15 protein-coding genes and 1 tRNA gene are annotated in these 14,180 nt (G+C 68.1%); 9 read left to right on the top strand and 7 right to left on the bottom strand.

Translation table 11 applies throughout. The annotated features are described in order from the left end of the window. The first annotated feature begins 43 nt into the window (after positions 1–43). Positions 44–682, top strand: a complete 639-nt coding sequence (cmk, locus tag ACIQCS_RS01955) for a (d)CMP kinase (RefSeq protein ID WP_345850707.1) — start codon at positions 44–46, stop codon at positions 680–682. 482 nt (positions 683–1,164) lie between these two features. Here cmk and ACIQCS_RS01950 read toward each other — a convergent pair whose 3' ends face one another. Further along, a complete protein-coding gene (locus tag ACIQCS_RS01950; RefSeq protein WP_345850706.1) occupies positions 1,165–1,437 on the bottom strand; it encodes a hypothetical protein in 273 nt (90 codons plus the stop codon). A gap of 305 nt (positions 1,438–1,742) precedes the next feature. Here ACIQCS_RS01950 and rpsA point away from each other — a divergent pair, with 305 nt between their 5' ends. The 3 genes from rpsA (at position 1,743) to ACIQCS_RS01935 (ending at position 4,046) form a co-directional block, all read left to right on the top strand. Continuing rightward, positions 1,743–3,455 carry a 30S ribosomal protein S1 gene (gene rpsA, locus ACIQCS_RS01945; RefSeq protein ID WP_345850705.1) on the top strand — a complete coding sequence of 571 codons (1,713 nt, stop codon included), beginning with the start codon at positions 1,743–1,745 and terminating at the stop codon, positions 3,453–3,455. 174 nt (positions 3,456–3,629) lie between these two features. After that, positions 3,630–3,908, top strand: coding sequence for an integration host factor subunit beta (locus ACIQCS_RS01940; protein WP_137861523.1), 279 nt, complete (start codon positions 3,630–3,632; stop codon positions 3,906–3,908). 51 nt (positions 3,909–3,959) lie between these two features. Next, a tRNA-Leu gene (locus ACIQCS_RS01935) sits at positions 3,960–4,046 on the top strand. A 114-nt stretch (positions 4,047–4,160) separates the two neighbouring features. Here ACIQCS_RS01935 and ACIQCS_RS01930 read toward each other — a convergent pair. Continuing rightward, entirely contained in the window at positions 4,161–4,877 is a 717-nt protein-coding gene (locus ACIQCS_RS01930; RefSeq protein WP_345850704.1) for a hypothetical protein, read from the bottom strand. Positions 4,878–5,013: 136 nt separating this feature from the next. On the opposite strand from ACIQCS_RS01930, the gene ACIQCS_RS01925 reads away from it, so the two are divergent. Both ACIQCS_RS01925 and ACIQCS_RS01920 read left to right on the top strand, forming a co-directional pair. Then, complete coding sequence (locus ACIQCS_RS01925) at positions 5,014–5,487, top strand: hypothetical protein (RefSeq protein ID WP_345850703.1); 474 nt, start codon at positions 5,014–5,016, stop codon at positions 5,485–5,487. Continuing rightward, positions 5,484–6,833, top strand: a complete 1,350-nt coding sequence (locus tag ACIQCS_RS01920) for a GAF domain-containing protein (protein WP_345850702.1) — start codon at positions 5,484–5,486, stop codon at positions 6,831–6,833. The genes ACIQCS_RS01925 and ACIQCS_RS01920 overlap by 4 nt, the downstream gene beginning before the upstream one ends. Positions 6,834–6,873: 40 nt before the next feature. Here the strand turns inward: ACIQCS_RS01920 and ACIQCS_RS01915 are convergent, their stop codons facing one another. After that, positions 6,874–7,122 carry a hypothetical protein gene (locus ACIQCS_RS01915; protein WP_345850701.1) on the bottom strand — a complete coding sequence of 83 codons (249 nt, stop codon included), beginning with the start codon at positions 7,120–7,122 and terminating at the stop codon, positions 6,874–6,876. Between the two features lie 148 nt (positions 7,123–7,270). On the opposite strand from ACIQCS_RS01915, the gene ACIQCS_RS01910 reads away from it, so the two are divergent. Together ACIQCS_RS01910 and ACIQCS_RS01905 are read left to right on the top strand one after the other, a co-directional pair. Next, positions 7,271–8,734, top strand: a complete 1,464-nt coding sequence (locus tag ACIQCS_RS01910) for an ABC transporter substrate-binding protein (RefSeq protein ID WP_345850700.1) — start codon at positions 7,271–7,273, stop codon at positions 8,732–8,734. Positions 8,735–8,754: 20 nt separating this feature from the next. Then, positions 8,755–9,168, top strand: a complete 414-nt coding sequence (locus tag ACIQCS_RS01905; RefSeq protein WP_167299330.1) for a DUF4112 domain-containing protein — start codon at positions 8,755–8,757, stop codon at positions 9,166–9,168. Between the two features lie 218 nt (positions 9,169–9,386). Here the strand turns inward: ACIQCS_RS01905 and ACIQCS_RS01900 are convergent, their stop codons facing one another. Both ACIQCS_RS01900 and nadC read right to left on the bottom strand, forming a co-directional pair. After that, positions 9,387–10,106, bottom strand: coding sequence for a ribonuclease T2 (locus tag ACIQCS_RS01900; protein ID WP_345850699.1), 720 nt, complete (start codon positions 10,104–10,106; stop codon positions 9,387–9,389). 11 nt (positions 10,107–10,117) lie between these two features. Continuing rightward, positions 10,118–10,969 carry a carboxylating nicotinate-nucleotide diphosphorylase gene (gene nadC, locus ACIQCS_RS01895; RefSeq protein ID WP_345850698.1) on the bottom strand — a complete coding sequence of 284 codons (852 nt, stop codon included), beginning with the start codon at positions 10,967–10,969 and terminating at the stop codon, positions 10,118–10,120. Positions 10,970–11,076: 107 nt separating this feature from the next. On the opposite strand from nadC, the gene ACIQCS_RS01890 reads away from it, so the two are divergent. Further along, the gene (locus ACIQCS_RS01890) at positions 11,077–12,069 is read left to right on the top strand and encodes a phytanoyl-CoA dioxygenase family protein (protein WP_345850697.1); all 993 of its coding nucleotides are present in this window, start codon (positions 11,077–11,079) and stop codon (positions 12,067–12,069) included. A 255-nt stretch (positions 12,070–12,324) separates the two neighbouring features. On the opposite strand, the gene nadA is transcribed toward ACIQCS_RS01890, so the two are convergent. Both nadA and ACIQCS_RS01880 read right to left on the bottom strand, forming a co-directional pair. Beyond that, positions 12,325–13,344, bottom strand: a complete 1,020-nt coding sequence (gene nadA, locus ACIQCS_RS01885) for a quinolinate synthase NadA (RefSeq protein WP_345850696.1) — start codon at positions 13,342–13,344, stop codon at positions 12,325–12,327. A gap of 60 nt (positions 13,345–13,404) precedes the next feature. Next, positions 13,405–14,163: a hypothetical protein gene (locus ACIQCS_RS01880; RefSeq protein ID WP_401529910.1), complete on the bottom strand. Its 759-nt coding sequence runs from the start codon at positions 14,161–14,163 to the stop codon at positions 13,405–13,407. Positions 14,164–14,180: the final 17 nt, after the last annotated feature.

Below are 14,180 nucleotides of genomic sequence, written 5' to 3'. Positions count from 1 at the left end.
AATCGCTTGACGGCGCGCCCATGTGCCGCGAACGCTCGGACATATGATCATCGCAGTCGACGGACCGGCAGCCTCGGGTAAGGGCACCATCGCGCGCGCCCTGGCGCAGCATTACGGGTTGCCGCATCTCGATACCGGCCTGCTCTATCGCGCCGTCGCCGCCACCGTGCTGCGCGAGGAGCTGGATCCGGCCAGGGAAGCCGACGCGGTCTCCGCCTGCAGTTTCGAGGATTATCTGCTCGACGATCCCTGGCTGCGCTCCGACGAGGTGGGCAAGGCCGCGTCCGTCGTGTCCGCCCATCCGCTGGTGCGTGCCGCCTTGTTGAACCGCCAGAAGAAATTCGCACGCCAGCCCGGCGGTGCGGTGCTGGACGGGCGCGATATCGGCACGGTCATCGCGCCCGACGCGGACGTGAAGCTCTTCGTCAAGGCGACGCCGATGATCCGCGCCCAGCGCCGCCACCTGGAGCTGCGCAAGCACGGTGTGCTCACCAGCCTCGACAAGGTGCTGGCGGACATCCGGGCCCGCGACGAGCGCGACTCCAAGCGGACCGAGGCGCCGATGACCCAGGCCGGCGACGCGGCGCTGCTCGACACCAGCTTCCTCTCGATCGACGCCGCCGTGCAGCGCGCGATCGCGATCGTCGAGAGCAAGACGAACCCGATCCACGCTTCCGGCTGACGCAGCGCCCCAGGGCCGATCGACATTCAGCTCTGCCCCTTCCGTTCCCGGCGGCGAGGGACGGAAGCTGCATGTCGAAGCCCCTCCCTTCCGTCATGCTGACCTTGTTTCAGCATCCAATTCTCCACCAGCGATATCGCCGGTGGCACCTTGGCCCCTGAAACAAGTTGGCATGTATCCCCTTGAGACAAGGCGTGCCCCAATAGCCGTCATCCCCGCCTCCCTCTGCCGTCATCCCCGCGCAGGCGGGGATCCAGGGTAGCCCGGGGCGATCGAAGCAATCGCGCGAACGCTTTCCGGAAGAGGGCGGGGGCTGCTGCGCCCGCCCCGCCCCTGGCCCTGGATCCCCGCCTGCGCGGGGATGACGGAGGGGTACTTGTCCCAGCGGGACAAATGCCAAACAAGTTCAGGGTGACGGTGGAGGTTGGTTCGCAGTGTTCCGGCCCGCCAAGCCACACCCTTGGCCTGAATGTCGATCCGCCCTAGATTTCCAGCTGGATCTCGCCTTCCGTCGGCTGGGTGAAGCCGCGGATGATCTGCAGCATGCCCTCGGTGCCGAACAGCTGGTAGAGCGTGAACAGCCCCTGGGCGAGATCACCGCCGAACTTCATCGAGAAGCGCTCGATGCTGCAATCGGCCATCTCCACCGGCCCGCCCGAATAGACTAAAATCACGTCGTTGAAGCTGCAGTTGCGAAAGACGTTGCCGTCGAGCACGACCTCGGCATTCTCGAAGCGCTGCTTGTCATATTCCATTTTCATTCCTCGCGACCTGGGCCCGGACCGCACGTCGCATCCCGCGCGCCTCTCCGCAATGCTTGCGGATAAGGGCGGTTTCGGGTAGAGCGCGCGCGTCTGGCGGACGGGTGTCCGCGGAGGAAGGCGCGGAGGGGTGACTCTCACGCGCCCTTTTCGCTTTGATCGGCGTCTTGTCTTTCCTTCGCTTGCGCTCGCACCACGGATGCCGCGACCGGCGACCGGCCGCCGCGGCGAGTCTGGCCCAAAGACCGTCGGATCCAACCGACTGGCCGGAAACAACATGATTAGGAACTGAAACCCTTATGGCCACTACGGCAAATCCGAGCCGCGACGATTTCGCGGCGCTTCTCGAGCAGACCCTCGGTCAGGCTGACGGCTTCGAAGGCCGCGTCGTGATCGGCACTGTCACCGGCATCGAGAACGACCTCGCGGTCATCGACGTCGGCCTCAAGTCGGAAGGCCGCGTGCCGCTGCGCGAATTCGCCGCGCCGGGCCAGAAGGCCGATCTGAAGGTCGGCGACGAAGTCGAAGTCTATGTCGATCGCGTCGAGAACGCCAATGGCGAAGCAATGCTCAGCCGCGACCGCGCCCGCCGCGAAGCCGCCTGGGACAAGCTGGAAGCCGAGTTCGCCAAGTCGGCCCGCGTCGAGGGCGTCATCTTCGGCCGCGTCAAGGGCGGCTTCACCGTCGACCTTTCGGGCGCGGTGGCCTTCCTCCCCGGCTCGCAGGTCGACATCCGCCCCGTGCGCGACGTCACTCCGCTGATGGACATCCCGCAGCCCTTCCAGATCCTCAAGATGGACCGCAAGCGCGGCAACATCGTCGTGTCGCGCCGCGCCGTGCTCGAAGAGACTCGCGCCGAGCAGCGTTCGGGCCTCATCCAGAGCCTGGCCGAGGGCCAGATCATCGACGGCGTCGTCAAGAACATCACCGATTACGGTGCGTTCGTCGACCTGGGCGGCATCGACGGCCTGCTGCACGTCACCGACCTCAGCTACAAGCGCGTCAACCACCCGTCCGAGATGCTCAACATCGGCGACACGGTCCGTGTCCAGATCATCCGCATCAACCGCGACACCCAGCGCATCTCGCTCGGCATGAAGCAGCTCGAGAGCGATCCGTGGGATGGTGCCGGCGTCAAGTATCCGGTCGGCGCGAAGCTGTCGGGCCGCGTGACCAACATCACCGAATATGGTGCGTTCGTCGAGCTCGAGCCGGGCATCGAGGGCCTGGTCCACGTCTCGGAAATGAGCTGGACCAAGAAGAACGTGCACCCGGGCAAGATCGTCTCGACCTCGCAGGAAGTCGAAGTCGTGGTGCTCGAGGTGGACGCCGAGAAGCGCCGCATCTCGCTCGGCCTCAAGCAGGCCCAGCAGAATCCGTGGGAGAAGTTCGCGGCCGAGCATCCGATCGGCACCGAGGTCGAGGGCGAAGTCAAGAACGCCACCGAGTTCGGCCTGTTCATCGGCCTGGACAACGACGTCGACGGCATGGTCCACATGTCGGACATCGCCTGGGGCATCTCGGGCGAGGACGCGCTCAACCTGCACCGCAAGGGCGAGGTGGTTAAGGCCATCGTTCTCGCCGTCGAGCCGGACAAGGAGCGCATCTCGCTCGGCATGAAGCAGCTCGAGCGTGGCGGCGTCGCCGCCGCGGGCTCGACCGCCTCGGCCGATCGCCTGAACAAGAACCAGGTCGTCACCGTCACCATCCTCGAAGTCCGCGACGCGGGCCTCGAAGTGCAGGTCGGCGAGGACGGCGCGACCGGCTTCATCAAGCGCACCGATCTCGGCCGCGACCGCGACGAGCAGCGTCCGGAGCGTTTCCAGGTCGGCCAGAAGCTCGATGCGATGGTCACCGGCTTCGATCGCTCGAAGAAGCCCACCTTCTCGGTCAAGGCGATGCAGATCGCCGAGGAGAAGCAGGCAGTGGCGCAGTATGGCTCGTCCGATTCGGGCGCGTCGCTGGGCGACATCCTGGGCGAGGCCCTCAAGGCCCGCAACGAAAAGAACTAAGAACTTCGACGGGGAGCGGCAAAACCGCTCCCCGTTTCGTTTATTCCCGGATATCATGGGTTAATAGCCGTCTGCGGGTTGATGCAGGTTGGCGAACAGGGTTAGAGAGCCGATCAGGGATTTGGCGTTCGCGCGGAAGACCGCAGATCCGTGTGCGCAAAGGGAGGGTTGCGGATGATCCGCTCGGAACTGGTTCAGTTGCTGGTGCAGGACAATCCGGGCCTGTCGGTCCGTGAGGTCGAGAAGATCGTGTCGGTCTTCTTCGACGAGATTGTCGGCCGGCTCCAGCAGGATGGCCGCGTGGAACTGCGCGGCTTCGGTGCCTTCTCCACCCGTGCGCGCGACGCGCGTGTCGGCCGCAATCCGCGTACCGGCGAGACGGTCGAGGTGGATGCCAAGCGCGTCCCCTATTTCAAGCCCGGCAAGGAAATGCGCATCAAGCTCAACGTCTGAGCGATGCGCACCGCTTGACGCTGGCGATTCCATGCGCTTGCGTGGATGCGTGCGGACGTGGCGGAACCGGTAGACGCCGGAGACTTAAAATCTTCTGCCCTCAGGGGCGTGCGGGTTCGAGTCCCGCCGTCCGCACCAGCCGTCCGGCATCCCCCGCCCCGTAACCGCCAGGCCGGCGGGATCCGCGCGCAGGCCGCCGCACCGGGCCGGGCAGCGGCGCGCACGCGAATCAACGGCCCGGCCGCCTGCTCCCTATGAAGCCGCCGCCAGGCCGAGCCGGCCCGCAAGCTCGGCGAATTCCACCTGCGACAGATTCGGCCGCACGGCGAACTCGATCACCGCGTCGAACGCCTCGCGAGGCGCCTGCTGCCGCATGCCGGCCAGCATCGCGGCGCGCTCCGCCGGATTGGCGGCCGGGACCATCAGGCGCATGAAGGCCATTGCCTTCTCCGGCGACAGCGAGCCGACGATGCGGCCCTCGATCGCCAGCAGTTCGGCATCGGAGAATTGCGACCAGAGCCGCGGCGCCGCCACGGTCTCTTCCTCGAGCATATGCGCCAGGTCGCGCGCCACATAGCCGGAGAAGGAAAGATAGAGGCGACGGCCCAGGCCCGGGCGCGCCGCCGCATCCGCCGCCTCGATCCTCGCGATGCGCATCTCGATCTCGGCGAACATGGCGTGGTGATCGTCATGCTGGCGGTCGAGGCGCGCGACGCAATCGGCGACGTGCGAGCGCAGCGCGTCATGGACGTGCCGGTTCTCATGCTCGATATGCGCGGCGGCGAGCACCAGCAGCTCGCGCATATCCGCCAGCAGTTCGGCCGTCCCCCGGTCATCGCCGAAATCGGCACAGCCCAACCGGACGAGCAGGTCGCATTGGGCCTTGCGAAGACCCTTGTGAATTGGACCGTAGAAATCATACCGGCCGCCAAGGTCGATGATATCGGCACGATCATTTGCCTGAGTCACTAAACGCTCCACGATTTGTTGCTACTGGAGCGGCCTCTAGGGACGGCGCGCGGGGGCCTCTCCCTAAAAGCTTCCTAAGCAGCGTCCACTGTTCCTAAAAATTTGCTATCTGGGCGAAGATGTCATGGAGAAGTCGATGATAGGCACCGACATCGCCGCGTTCCTCGAAGGCCCTGTCATGATTCTGCTGTCGACATGCGACGGCGCGGACCGCGCCTGCATCGCCCGCGGATCGAGCATCCGTTTCGACCGGCGCAACGGACATATCCATGTCCTGTTCTCCGGCAGCCAATGGCCCGATGTCGGCGGCAATGTCGCGACCGGCGCTCGCATCGCCGTCACCGTGGTGCGGCCGAGTGACTATCGCGCCTTCCAGATCAAGGGCATCATCGGGTCGGCCGCCCCGGCTTCCGCAGAGGAGCAGCAACGCGCCACCGCCTATGTCGCGCGCATGCTGGAAATCATGGCGGAGCTTGGCGTCACGACCCAGCAGCTCTCGCACACGCTGACCGACAGGGACCTGGTCAGGGTCAGCTTCCTGCCCACCGACCTGTATGCGCAGACGCCGGGCCCGGGCGCCGGGCAACGCCTGGAGCAGGCGCCGATATGAACACCCGGCTCAGCGATATCCGGGACAGTTTCGAGGGCGTGATCCCCTCGGTGATCGCGACCACCGGCGCGGACGGCATGCCGAACATCTCCTATCTCTCGCATGTCCATTATATCGACGAGCGGCATGTCGCCCTGTCCAACCAGTTCTTCTCCAAGACCGCGGCCAATGTCCGCGATCGGGGCGTGGCGACGCTGATGGTGGTCGACGGGCGGACGGGACGGCAGCATATCCTCGACCTGCGCTTCCTGCACTCGACCACCGAGGGCGAATTCTTCGAGGGCGCCGCGTCCCACCTGGCGGTGATGAGCCTTTCCCAGGGCATGGCCGATGTCATGAAGCTGCGCAGCCTCGAGATATATGAAGTGCACGGATGCCGGCCGGTCGTGCCGGCCGCACCCCTCGCCTCGCCGGCCGAACCGGAGATGCGGCGGGATCACCTGCACGCGGCGGCCCGGCTCTGCGCGGCCATCGCCGAGCAGAGCGATGCCGAAGCGATGCTCGATTGCGCGCTCGAGGGCATGGCGGCGCGGTTCGGCTTCGCCAACGCGGTCGTCCTGGTGCCGGACGACGAAGGCGGGAAGCTGAGCACGATCGCGAGCCGCGGCTATCCGGCGTTCGGCATCGGCTCCGAGATCCCGCTCGGCATGGGCACGATCGGAGTTGTCGCGGCGCTGCGCCGGTCCTTGCGGATCTGCGACATGCGCCGCGGCGAGCGCTATGCCCTGGCGGTGCAGGCCGAAGCCATGCGCAACGGGCTGGAGGAGATCCCGCTTCCCTCGCTGCCCCAGGCACGCAGCCAGCTCGCAGTCCCGCTGTCGAGCCGGGGAAGGCTGGTTGGCGTGTTGTTCGTCGAATCCGAACGGGCGTTCGCGTTCAGCCATGCCGATGAGGAGGCATTGTCGCTCGTCGCCAGTCAGCTCGCGACGAGCCTGTTGCTGACGGAGCGCGATCGCCCGGAAGGCCGGGCGTCGCCGTCAGCGGGGCATCGGCCGGCGGCCACGACGGAACGGCGGATCGCGATCCGTTATTTTCCCTTTGACGGCAGCATCTTCGTGGATGGCGGCTATGTCATCCGCGGGCTGCCGGGGCGGCTGCTGCTGCATTTCCTGTCCTGCTATCTCAGGACCGGTCGCACCGATTTCACCAATCGGGAGGTTCGGCGCGACCCATCGCTTCGATTGCCCGAGTTCAAGGACAATCTGGAGACTCGCCTCATCCTGCTGCGCCGGCGCCTGGAAGAGCGCGGCGGACCGATCCGGCTGTCACGACCGGATCGGGGCCAGATCCGCCTGGAGTGCGACGGCATGCCCGAGATTGAAATGGCCACGGCCGATCGCGGTTAGCCGTTTCCGCCTCGGCGCCCACCGCCCGCGACGCCGGCGCTTACGGGCTGTCGGGTTTGTCATCCTGGGTGGCGATGATCACGCCTCCCGCCACGATCGCGACGACACCGATGATCGCGATGATCGGTGCGCCGGCAAGGTCCGACTTGTGCTTGGATCCGGTCGACGCACGCAGCGACAGCTTCGACGCGGAAGTTCCATAGGCGTCGGTTTGGGACGCCGCGAGCGCCGGCACGGCCGCCAGCGATACCAGGGCGGCGACAGCCGCAGCCCGTCCGAGAATACGCATGGTACACACTCCCCTTTCAAAGGAATGGGAGTGAAATGCCCCGCATGCCCCGATGGTTCCCGCATTGCAGCAAATCGCGGAAGCACCGCAGGGGTTGGCAGCGGCGCGCGGCGATCATACACCCGGTCTGCCCAGCCGGATTTTCCTGATGTCCCCTCGCCTCTTCTGCCTGTTGTCCTTCGCCATGCTGGCGGCGTGCGACGGCGGCGCGGGGCAGCGGCGCGACGATACCGCGGTGGTGGTCAGCGCGATCGGTTCGGGCAGCGCGCTCGCCGATCCCGACGCCGGGGAGCTGGACCCTGCCCGCCGCGTGCTGCTCGGCGCGACGGCACAGGGCCTGGTGCGGTTCGATGCCGCCGGCCAGATCGAGCCGGGGCTGGCCGAGCGCTGGATCGTGATCGACGATGGCCGCAGCTACATCTTCCGCCTGCGCGACGATGCGACCTGGCCGGATGGCGAGCCGGTCACCGCCGAGCAGGTGGTGCGCGCCCTGCGCCGCACGATCGCGCCGCGTTCGCGCAACGCGCTCTCGCCTTTTCTCGCGGTGATCGACGAGATCGTCGAAATGACGCCGCAGGTGATCGAAGTGCGGCTGAAACGCCCCCGGCCCGACCTGCTCAAGCTGTTCGCCCAGCCCGAGATGGCAGTGTTCCGGCTCGACGGGCTCGACGGCAGCGGGCCGTTCCGCGCCACGCCGCATCGTGCCGGCGTGCTGCTGCGCCCCGCCCCCGATCCGGACGCCGCCGAGGACGCCGCCGCCCCGCGTCCGCAGGAGACGCTGCGCTTCCATGGCGAGCGCGCCGCGGTGGCGCTCGCGCGGTTCCGCGACGGCCAGTCGGACCTGGTGCTGGGCGGCAGCTTCGCCGACTGGCCGCTGGTCACGGCATCGGGCATCGCCGCGCCCAATGTGCGGCTGGACAACGCGCTGGGATTGTTCGGCCTGGCGATCGTCTCGCGCACCGGGTTCCTCGCCGATCCCGCCAATCGCGCCGCGATCGCCATGGCGATCGACCGCGCCACGCTGACCCGCCAGGTCCATCCGGACTGGGCGCCGGTCGAGACCCTGCTGCCGGCGCAGCTCGATTCGGCCAATCCCCCCGCCCAGCCCGCCTGGGCACCGCTCGACCTCGACCAGCGCCGGCAGAGCGCGCGGGCCTCGGTCGCCGGCTGGCGGCGCGCGCATCCGGGGCCGGTCACCCTGCGCATCGCCTTGCCCGCCGGCCCGGGCGCCACCCTGGTCTGGTCGCGGCTGGCCGAGGCGCTCTATGCGATCGGCATCGTTCCCGTCCGCACCCCCCTTGATGCGCCGGCGGACCTGCGCCTCGTCGACGCCGTCGCGCCCTATGACAGCGCCCGCTGGTTCGTCGCCACTGCCTGCCAGGCCTGCTCGGACGATGCGCAGACGCTGATCGAAGCCGGGCGCGACGCGCCGGACCTCTATGCGCGCGCGCATCGCATCGCGGAGGCCGATGCCGCGCTCACCGCGGACGGCGCTTTCATCCCTATCGCCCAGCCCTTCCGATGGTCTATCGTCGCCTTGCGGCTGCAGGCCTGGCAGGGGAACGCCCGGGCGTGGCACCCGTTGAACCACCTGCGCAACGAGACGAGGTGAACGTGGCGAGAACGACACGGATGGCTTCGGGGGCAAAGGCGGCAGCGGCGGCGCTGCCGCTGGGAACGCATGCGGCGGACGTGCGCCGGCGGATCGAGATGATGGAGCATCTGCTGGAGCGCAGCGTCCCCATTCCCGGCACCAAGGCCAAGGTGGGCCTCGACGCGATCCTGGGCCTGGTGCCCGTGGGCGGCGACCTGATCGCCGCGCTGCTCGGCCTCTATATCGTCTGGGAGGCCCGCAACCTGAAGATGCCCGCGACGACGATGATGCGCATGGTCGGCAATGTCGGCTTCGACTGGCTGATCGGGCTGGTGCCGGTGGTGGGCGACGCGGCGGACTTCCTGTTCAGATCGAACACCCGCAACCTCAGGCTGATCAAGCGGCATCTCGACCGGCACCATCCGGGCACCGCGACGGTCCATCAGCGCTAGGTTGAGAACCCAAACAAGCCCTTTAGGTCACTTCCGTCATCCCCGCACAGGCGGGGATCCAGGGTAGTCCGGGATGATCGAAGCAATCACGCCCGTGCTAGCCGGAAACGGCAAGACGAGCCTCGCCCCCTTGGCCCCTGGCCCTGGATCCCCGCCTGCGCGGGGATGACGAGTAAGGGATAGCGGGGATGACGGTTGAAGGAATGAGTCCCTCGACCCTAGCGCCGGCCGCCCCGCCAGATCTTCAGCGCGCTGCCATCCGCCGCGCCGCCGGTACCGGGCCGGCACGCTTCGTAGCGCATTCCCTTGTCCAGGCAGAGCCAGAGCTCGTCGAGCCACCCCTCGCGCGTCACCGTCACGCGGATCGCGCTGGCGGGAATGCCGCGATTGGCTTCGGCGAACCGCGCCTTGAACCGGCCGACGGTGAGCTCGCCGCGCGACAATTGGTCCATGTCCGGATAGCGGACCGCGTCGTAGAGCCGCTTCGCCGTGCCGAAATAGGCGGCCGGCGACATCGATGTGCAGGTGCCGTGCTTGGCCCATTCGTGCTGGATCAGCTGGGCCGACGGCGTGGCGCAAAGCATCGACTTGATCTGCGCGGGCGGCAGGATGCGCGTGTCGGCGCAATATTGCGGCCAGCTCCGCGTCTCTCCATCCGGCCACAGGCCGTGCAGGGTGAAGCCGAAGCGGGCGCCCTGGCGGCACTGGAAGCGATTCTCCGGTTCGTCGCCATGGGCACGGCAGAAGCCCGGGCTCCAGGTGAGCGCCAGCGTATAGGAGCCGATCGGCATGATGCGGCGCGGCTCCTTCGCGCCGGGCAGGTCGGGGCGCGGCCGCTCCACCTTACCGGGCACGCGGCACATCAGCGCCTGGGCCGAGGCGATGCCGGGCAGCAGCGCGAGGCCCGCGCCGGCGAGGCCGAGTATCAGCTTGCGCATCTCCATGTTCCTCATCCCTGCGCGAAATCCAGGCCGATATCGGCGGCGGGCGCCGATTGGGTGAGCCTGCCGACACTGACATAGGTGACGCCGCTCGCGGCGATCGCCCGGATCGTGTCGAGCCGCACACCGCCCGAGGCTTCGGTCGGCACCCGGCCCGCGACCAGCGAGACCGCCTCGCGCAGCGTCTCCGGCCCCATATTGTCGAGCAGCAGATGCGTCGCGCCCGCGGCGAGCGCCGGCTCGATCTGGTCGATCCGGTCGACCTCGACGATGATGCGCGCGATCCCCGCGGCGACGGCGCGCCGCGCCGCCTCGGCCACCGATCCGGCAACGGCGACGTGATTGTCCTTGATCATCGCGGCATCCCACAGGCCCATGCGATGGTTGGTGGCGCCCCCCATGCGGGTCGCATATTTCTCCAGCCTGCGCAGGCCGGGCAGCGTCTTGCGCGTGTCGAGCAGCGTGGCGCCCGTCCCGGCAATGGCATCGACATAGCTCCGCGTCATGGTCGCGATGCCGGACAGATGCTGCACGGTGTTGAGAGCGGAACGCTCGGCGGTGAGCAAGGCGCGCGCGCGCCCGCGCAGCCGCATCAGATCGGTGCCCGGCGCCACGGGATCGCCATCCTCGACCAGCCGCTCGATCTCCACCGCGGGATCGAGCGCGCGGAAAAACGCCTCGGCAATGGGCAGGCCGGCGACGGTGATCGCGTCGCGGCTGTCCATCACCCCGGCGAATACCGCCTCGGCCGGGATCACCGCGGCGGAAGTGATATCACCCCCGTCGCCCAGATCCTCGGCAAGCGTGGCGGCGACGAAGGCATCGAGATCGAATCCCGGCAGCGCGAAGACGTGTGGCATGGCGCGCTTGTGGCATAGTCCGCGCGGACGGCAAGGGGGTGCGGAACCGCGCGGGATCGGTTCGAACCCGAATTGACCGGGATGCGGCACGCATACAGGCTGGCGCCATGGCCGATATCGAACCCGCCGCGATGCCCGAAGTCCGCCGGTTGCACGGCTATTGGGAACGCCGCGTCACGCATCGCCCCTCCCCGCCGGAGGACTGGATGGCGGACAAGCTGCTGCTCGACGCCCTGGGGCTGGGCCTGGAGCAGACATTGCAGTTCCTGGGCCGCGAACGGCCCGATTTCGAAGCCTTTCGGCGCTGGATCGTGGCGACGGCCGGCCCGCCGGACCCGGTGACGCTCGCCCGCTATCATGCCGCGATCGCGGGCGCCCCGCCCCCGCCGCAGGTCGCCGCCCGGCTCGCGCGGATCGACGCGATGCCGGCGGTGCTCGACGCCGCCGACCTCGCCCATTGGGATGCCCAGGGCTATGTGATCCTGCGCGGCGCGATCACGCCCCGGCAAGTCGCTGCCGCCGCCGCCCTGCTCTGGGAAGCGGCCGGGGCCGATCCGGCGGATCCGGCGAGCTGGCACAATCCCCGCACCAACGGGCTGATGGTCCAGCGCTTCCAGCACCCCGCATTGGAGGCGGCGCGGCGCGCCCCGCGCGTGCACAAGGCCTTCGCCCAGCTCTGGGGCACGAGCGACCTGTGGCCGCGCATCGACCGGATGAGCTTCAACGCGCCGCTGCGCGCGCCGCAAAGCTTCGCCGCGCCGCGGCTGCACTGGGACGTCAGCCTCGTCCCGCCGATCGCCTTCGCGACCCAGGGCATCCTCTATCTCTCCGACACCGCCGCCGACCAGGGCGCGTTCGAGCTGGTCCCCGGCTTCCACCACCGCCTGGTCGAGTGGCTGGCGGCGCTGGGCGACGCCGATCCGCGGACGGTGGATCTGAGCGGCCAGGCGGTGCGCATCCCCGCGCGTGCCGGCGACCTGATCATCTGGCGGCACGACTTGCCGCACGGCGCCAGCCCGAACATCGCGGCGCGGCCGCGGCTCGCGCAATATGTGAACTATTATTCGGCGGAGATGGGCATCCAGCCGGCATGGCGATGAAGGGCATGTCCCGGCGTCGCCCCGGCCTGGTGGCGGAGTGACGAAGAGGAAGCGAGGCTAACTGTCCTCGGCCGCCATCCCGCCATTCCTTCCACCGTCATCCCCGCGCAGGCGGGGATCCAGGGCCAAGGGCGGTTGCGGGCAGTCGAGTCCTGCGCGCTCCGGAAGGGGCTCACCTGGCAGCATCCTTGTCCTGCGCTACCCTGGCCCCCCGCCTCCGCAGGGATGACGGGGTTCGCTGATTGGGTCGCGACCCTAACCCCTCCCGGCAGCATCCCTACCGATCGCGCCCAGATCGCCCTGGCCCACCGTGCCCGCCGCCATTTCCAGCATCCGGTCGAGGCTCTTCTTGGCCTGGAGGCGCAGGCCCTCCTCGATCTCGATGCGCGGCGTGAGGTCGCGCAGCGCGAGGTAGAGCTTCTCCATCGTGTTGAGCGCCATATAGGGGCAGATATTGCAGTTGCAGTTGCCGTCGGCACCGGGCGCGCCGATGAAGGTCTTGCCCGGCATCGCCTTCTGCATCTGGTGGATGATGTGCGGCTCGGTGGCGACGATCAGCGTGTCGCCCGGCACGGTCTGCGAGAATTCCAGGATGCCGCGAGTCGAGCCGACATAGTCGGCGTGATCGAGCACGTGCGGCGGGCATTCGGGATGCGCCGCCACCGGCGCGCCGGGATGCTGCGCCTTGAGCTTGAGCAGCTCGGTCTCGCTGAACGCCTCGTGCACGATGCAGACGCCCGGCCAGAGCAGCAGGTCGCGGCCCACCTTGCGCTTGAGATAGCCGCCCAGGTTGCGGTCCGGCCCGAAGATGATCTTCTGGCTCTCCGGGATCTGGGCGAGGATCTTCTCGGCCGAGCTCGAGGTGACGATGATGTCGCTGAGCGCCTTAACCTCGGTCGAGCAGTTGATATAGGTCAGCGCGATATGGTCCGGATGCGCCGCGCGGAAGGCGGCGAACTGATCGGGCGGGCAGCTGTCCTCCAGGCTGCATCCGGCATTCATGTCGGGCAGCACCACGATCTTGTCCGGCGAGAGGATCTTGGCGGTCTCGGCCATGAAGCGCACGCCGCAAAAGGCGATCACTTCCGCATCGGTCTCGGCGGCCTTGCGGCTGAGGTCCAGGCTGTCGCCGACGAAATCCGCCAGGTCCTGCAGCTCCGGCTTCTGATAATAATGGGCGAGGATGACGGCATTGCGCTCCTTGCGCAGCCGGTCGATCTCCGCACGAAGATCGAGCCCCGACAGGCTTCCGCCGATACCATTGCGCGCGTCCATGCCTAACACTCCCTTGCCCGCGCCGCACATGGCCCGGCGCGCGCGCGGGTTCAAGGTCGATCAGGGAAAGTGCGCGGCAAAGGCACGATCGGCACCCGGCGTGCCCGCCACCACGGCGCGCGCCACCGATTCGCCGATCGGCGAGAAGGCGATCGCCTCGCCCACCGCGAAGGTGCCGATCATCGCGCCCAGGCCCCAGAGCCAGGCCGGATGCACCCGGCCGGTGCGCCGCCAGTCCACGGCCATGCCGATCAGCGGGAAGATCGCCGGGGCGAGCAGGGCCGCGACCAGCCACGACCACGGAATCATGAAGGGCACCGGCAGGATCCGCCCGAAGCCCGGCCCGGTGATCGTCGCCATCGAGCAGAGCATCAGCCGGCGATGCCAGTCCGAGCGACCGCGCATCGAGAACCCGGCAAGGGCCAGCCCGGCGAAGCAGAGCAGGCCGGCAGGATTGCCGAACAGGAACTCGGGCAACGCGAAAAAGGGCGGTCCGCCATGATCACGCACCGCATAGAGCGTGATCGCCAGCCCCATCGCCACCATTGCCGGCACCCAGGCCAGGGCGATCCAGCCGAGCCGGCGATGGATCGCCGCGTTCCCGGTGGCGATCAGCAGGTTCTGCGCCAGATAGATCAGGATCCAGCCCATGAAGACAAAGGCATGGACATGATAGATCAGCGGCAGGCCGAAGCTCGACCGGCCCAGGGCCAGGTTGAGCGAGAAGCCGGCGAGGATCACCGCGATCATCGCCAGCGACAGGATCAGGAAGAAGCGATCGCGCTGGACGCGCGGCATTGGTTCGGCGAGCGTCGCCATGTTCAGTCCCCCAACTG

Source organism: Sphingomonas sp. NPDC092440, from assembly GCF_044754985.1.
Classification (GTDB): Bacteria; Pseudomonadota; Alphaproteobacteria; order Sphingomonadales; family Sphingomonadaceae; genus Sphingomonas.
The sequence above is the reverse complement of the archived record's forward strand: the minus strand, read 5'-3'. Positions and strand labels throughout refer to the sequence as shown.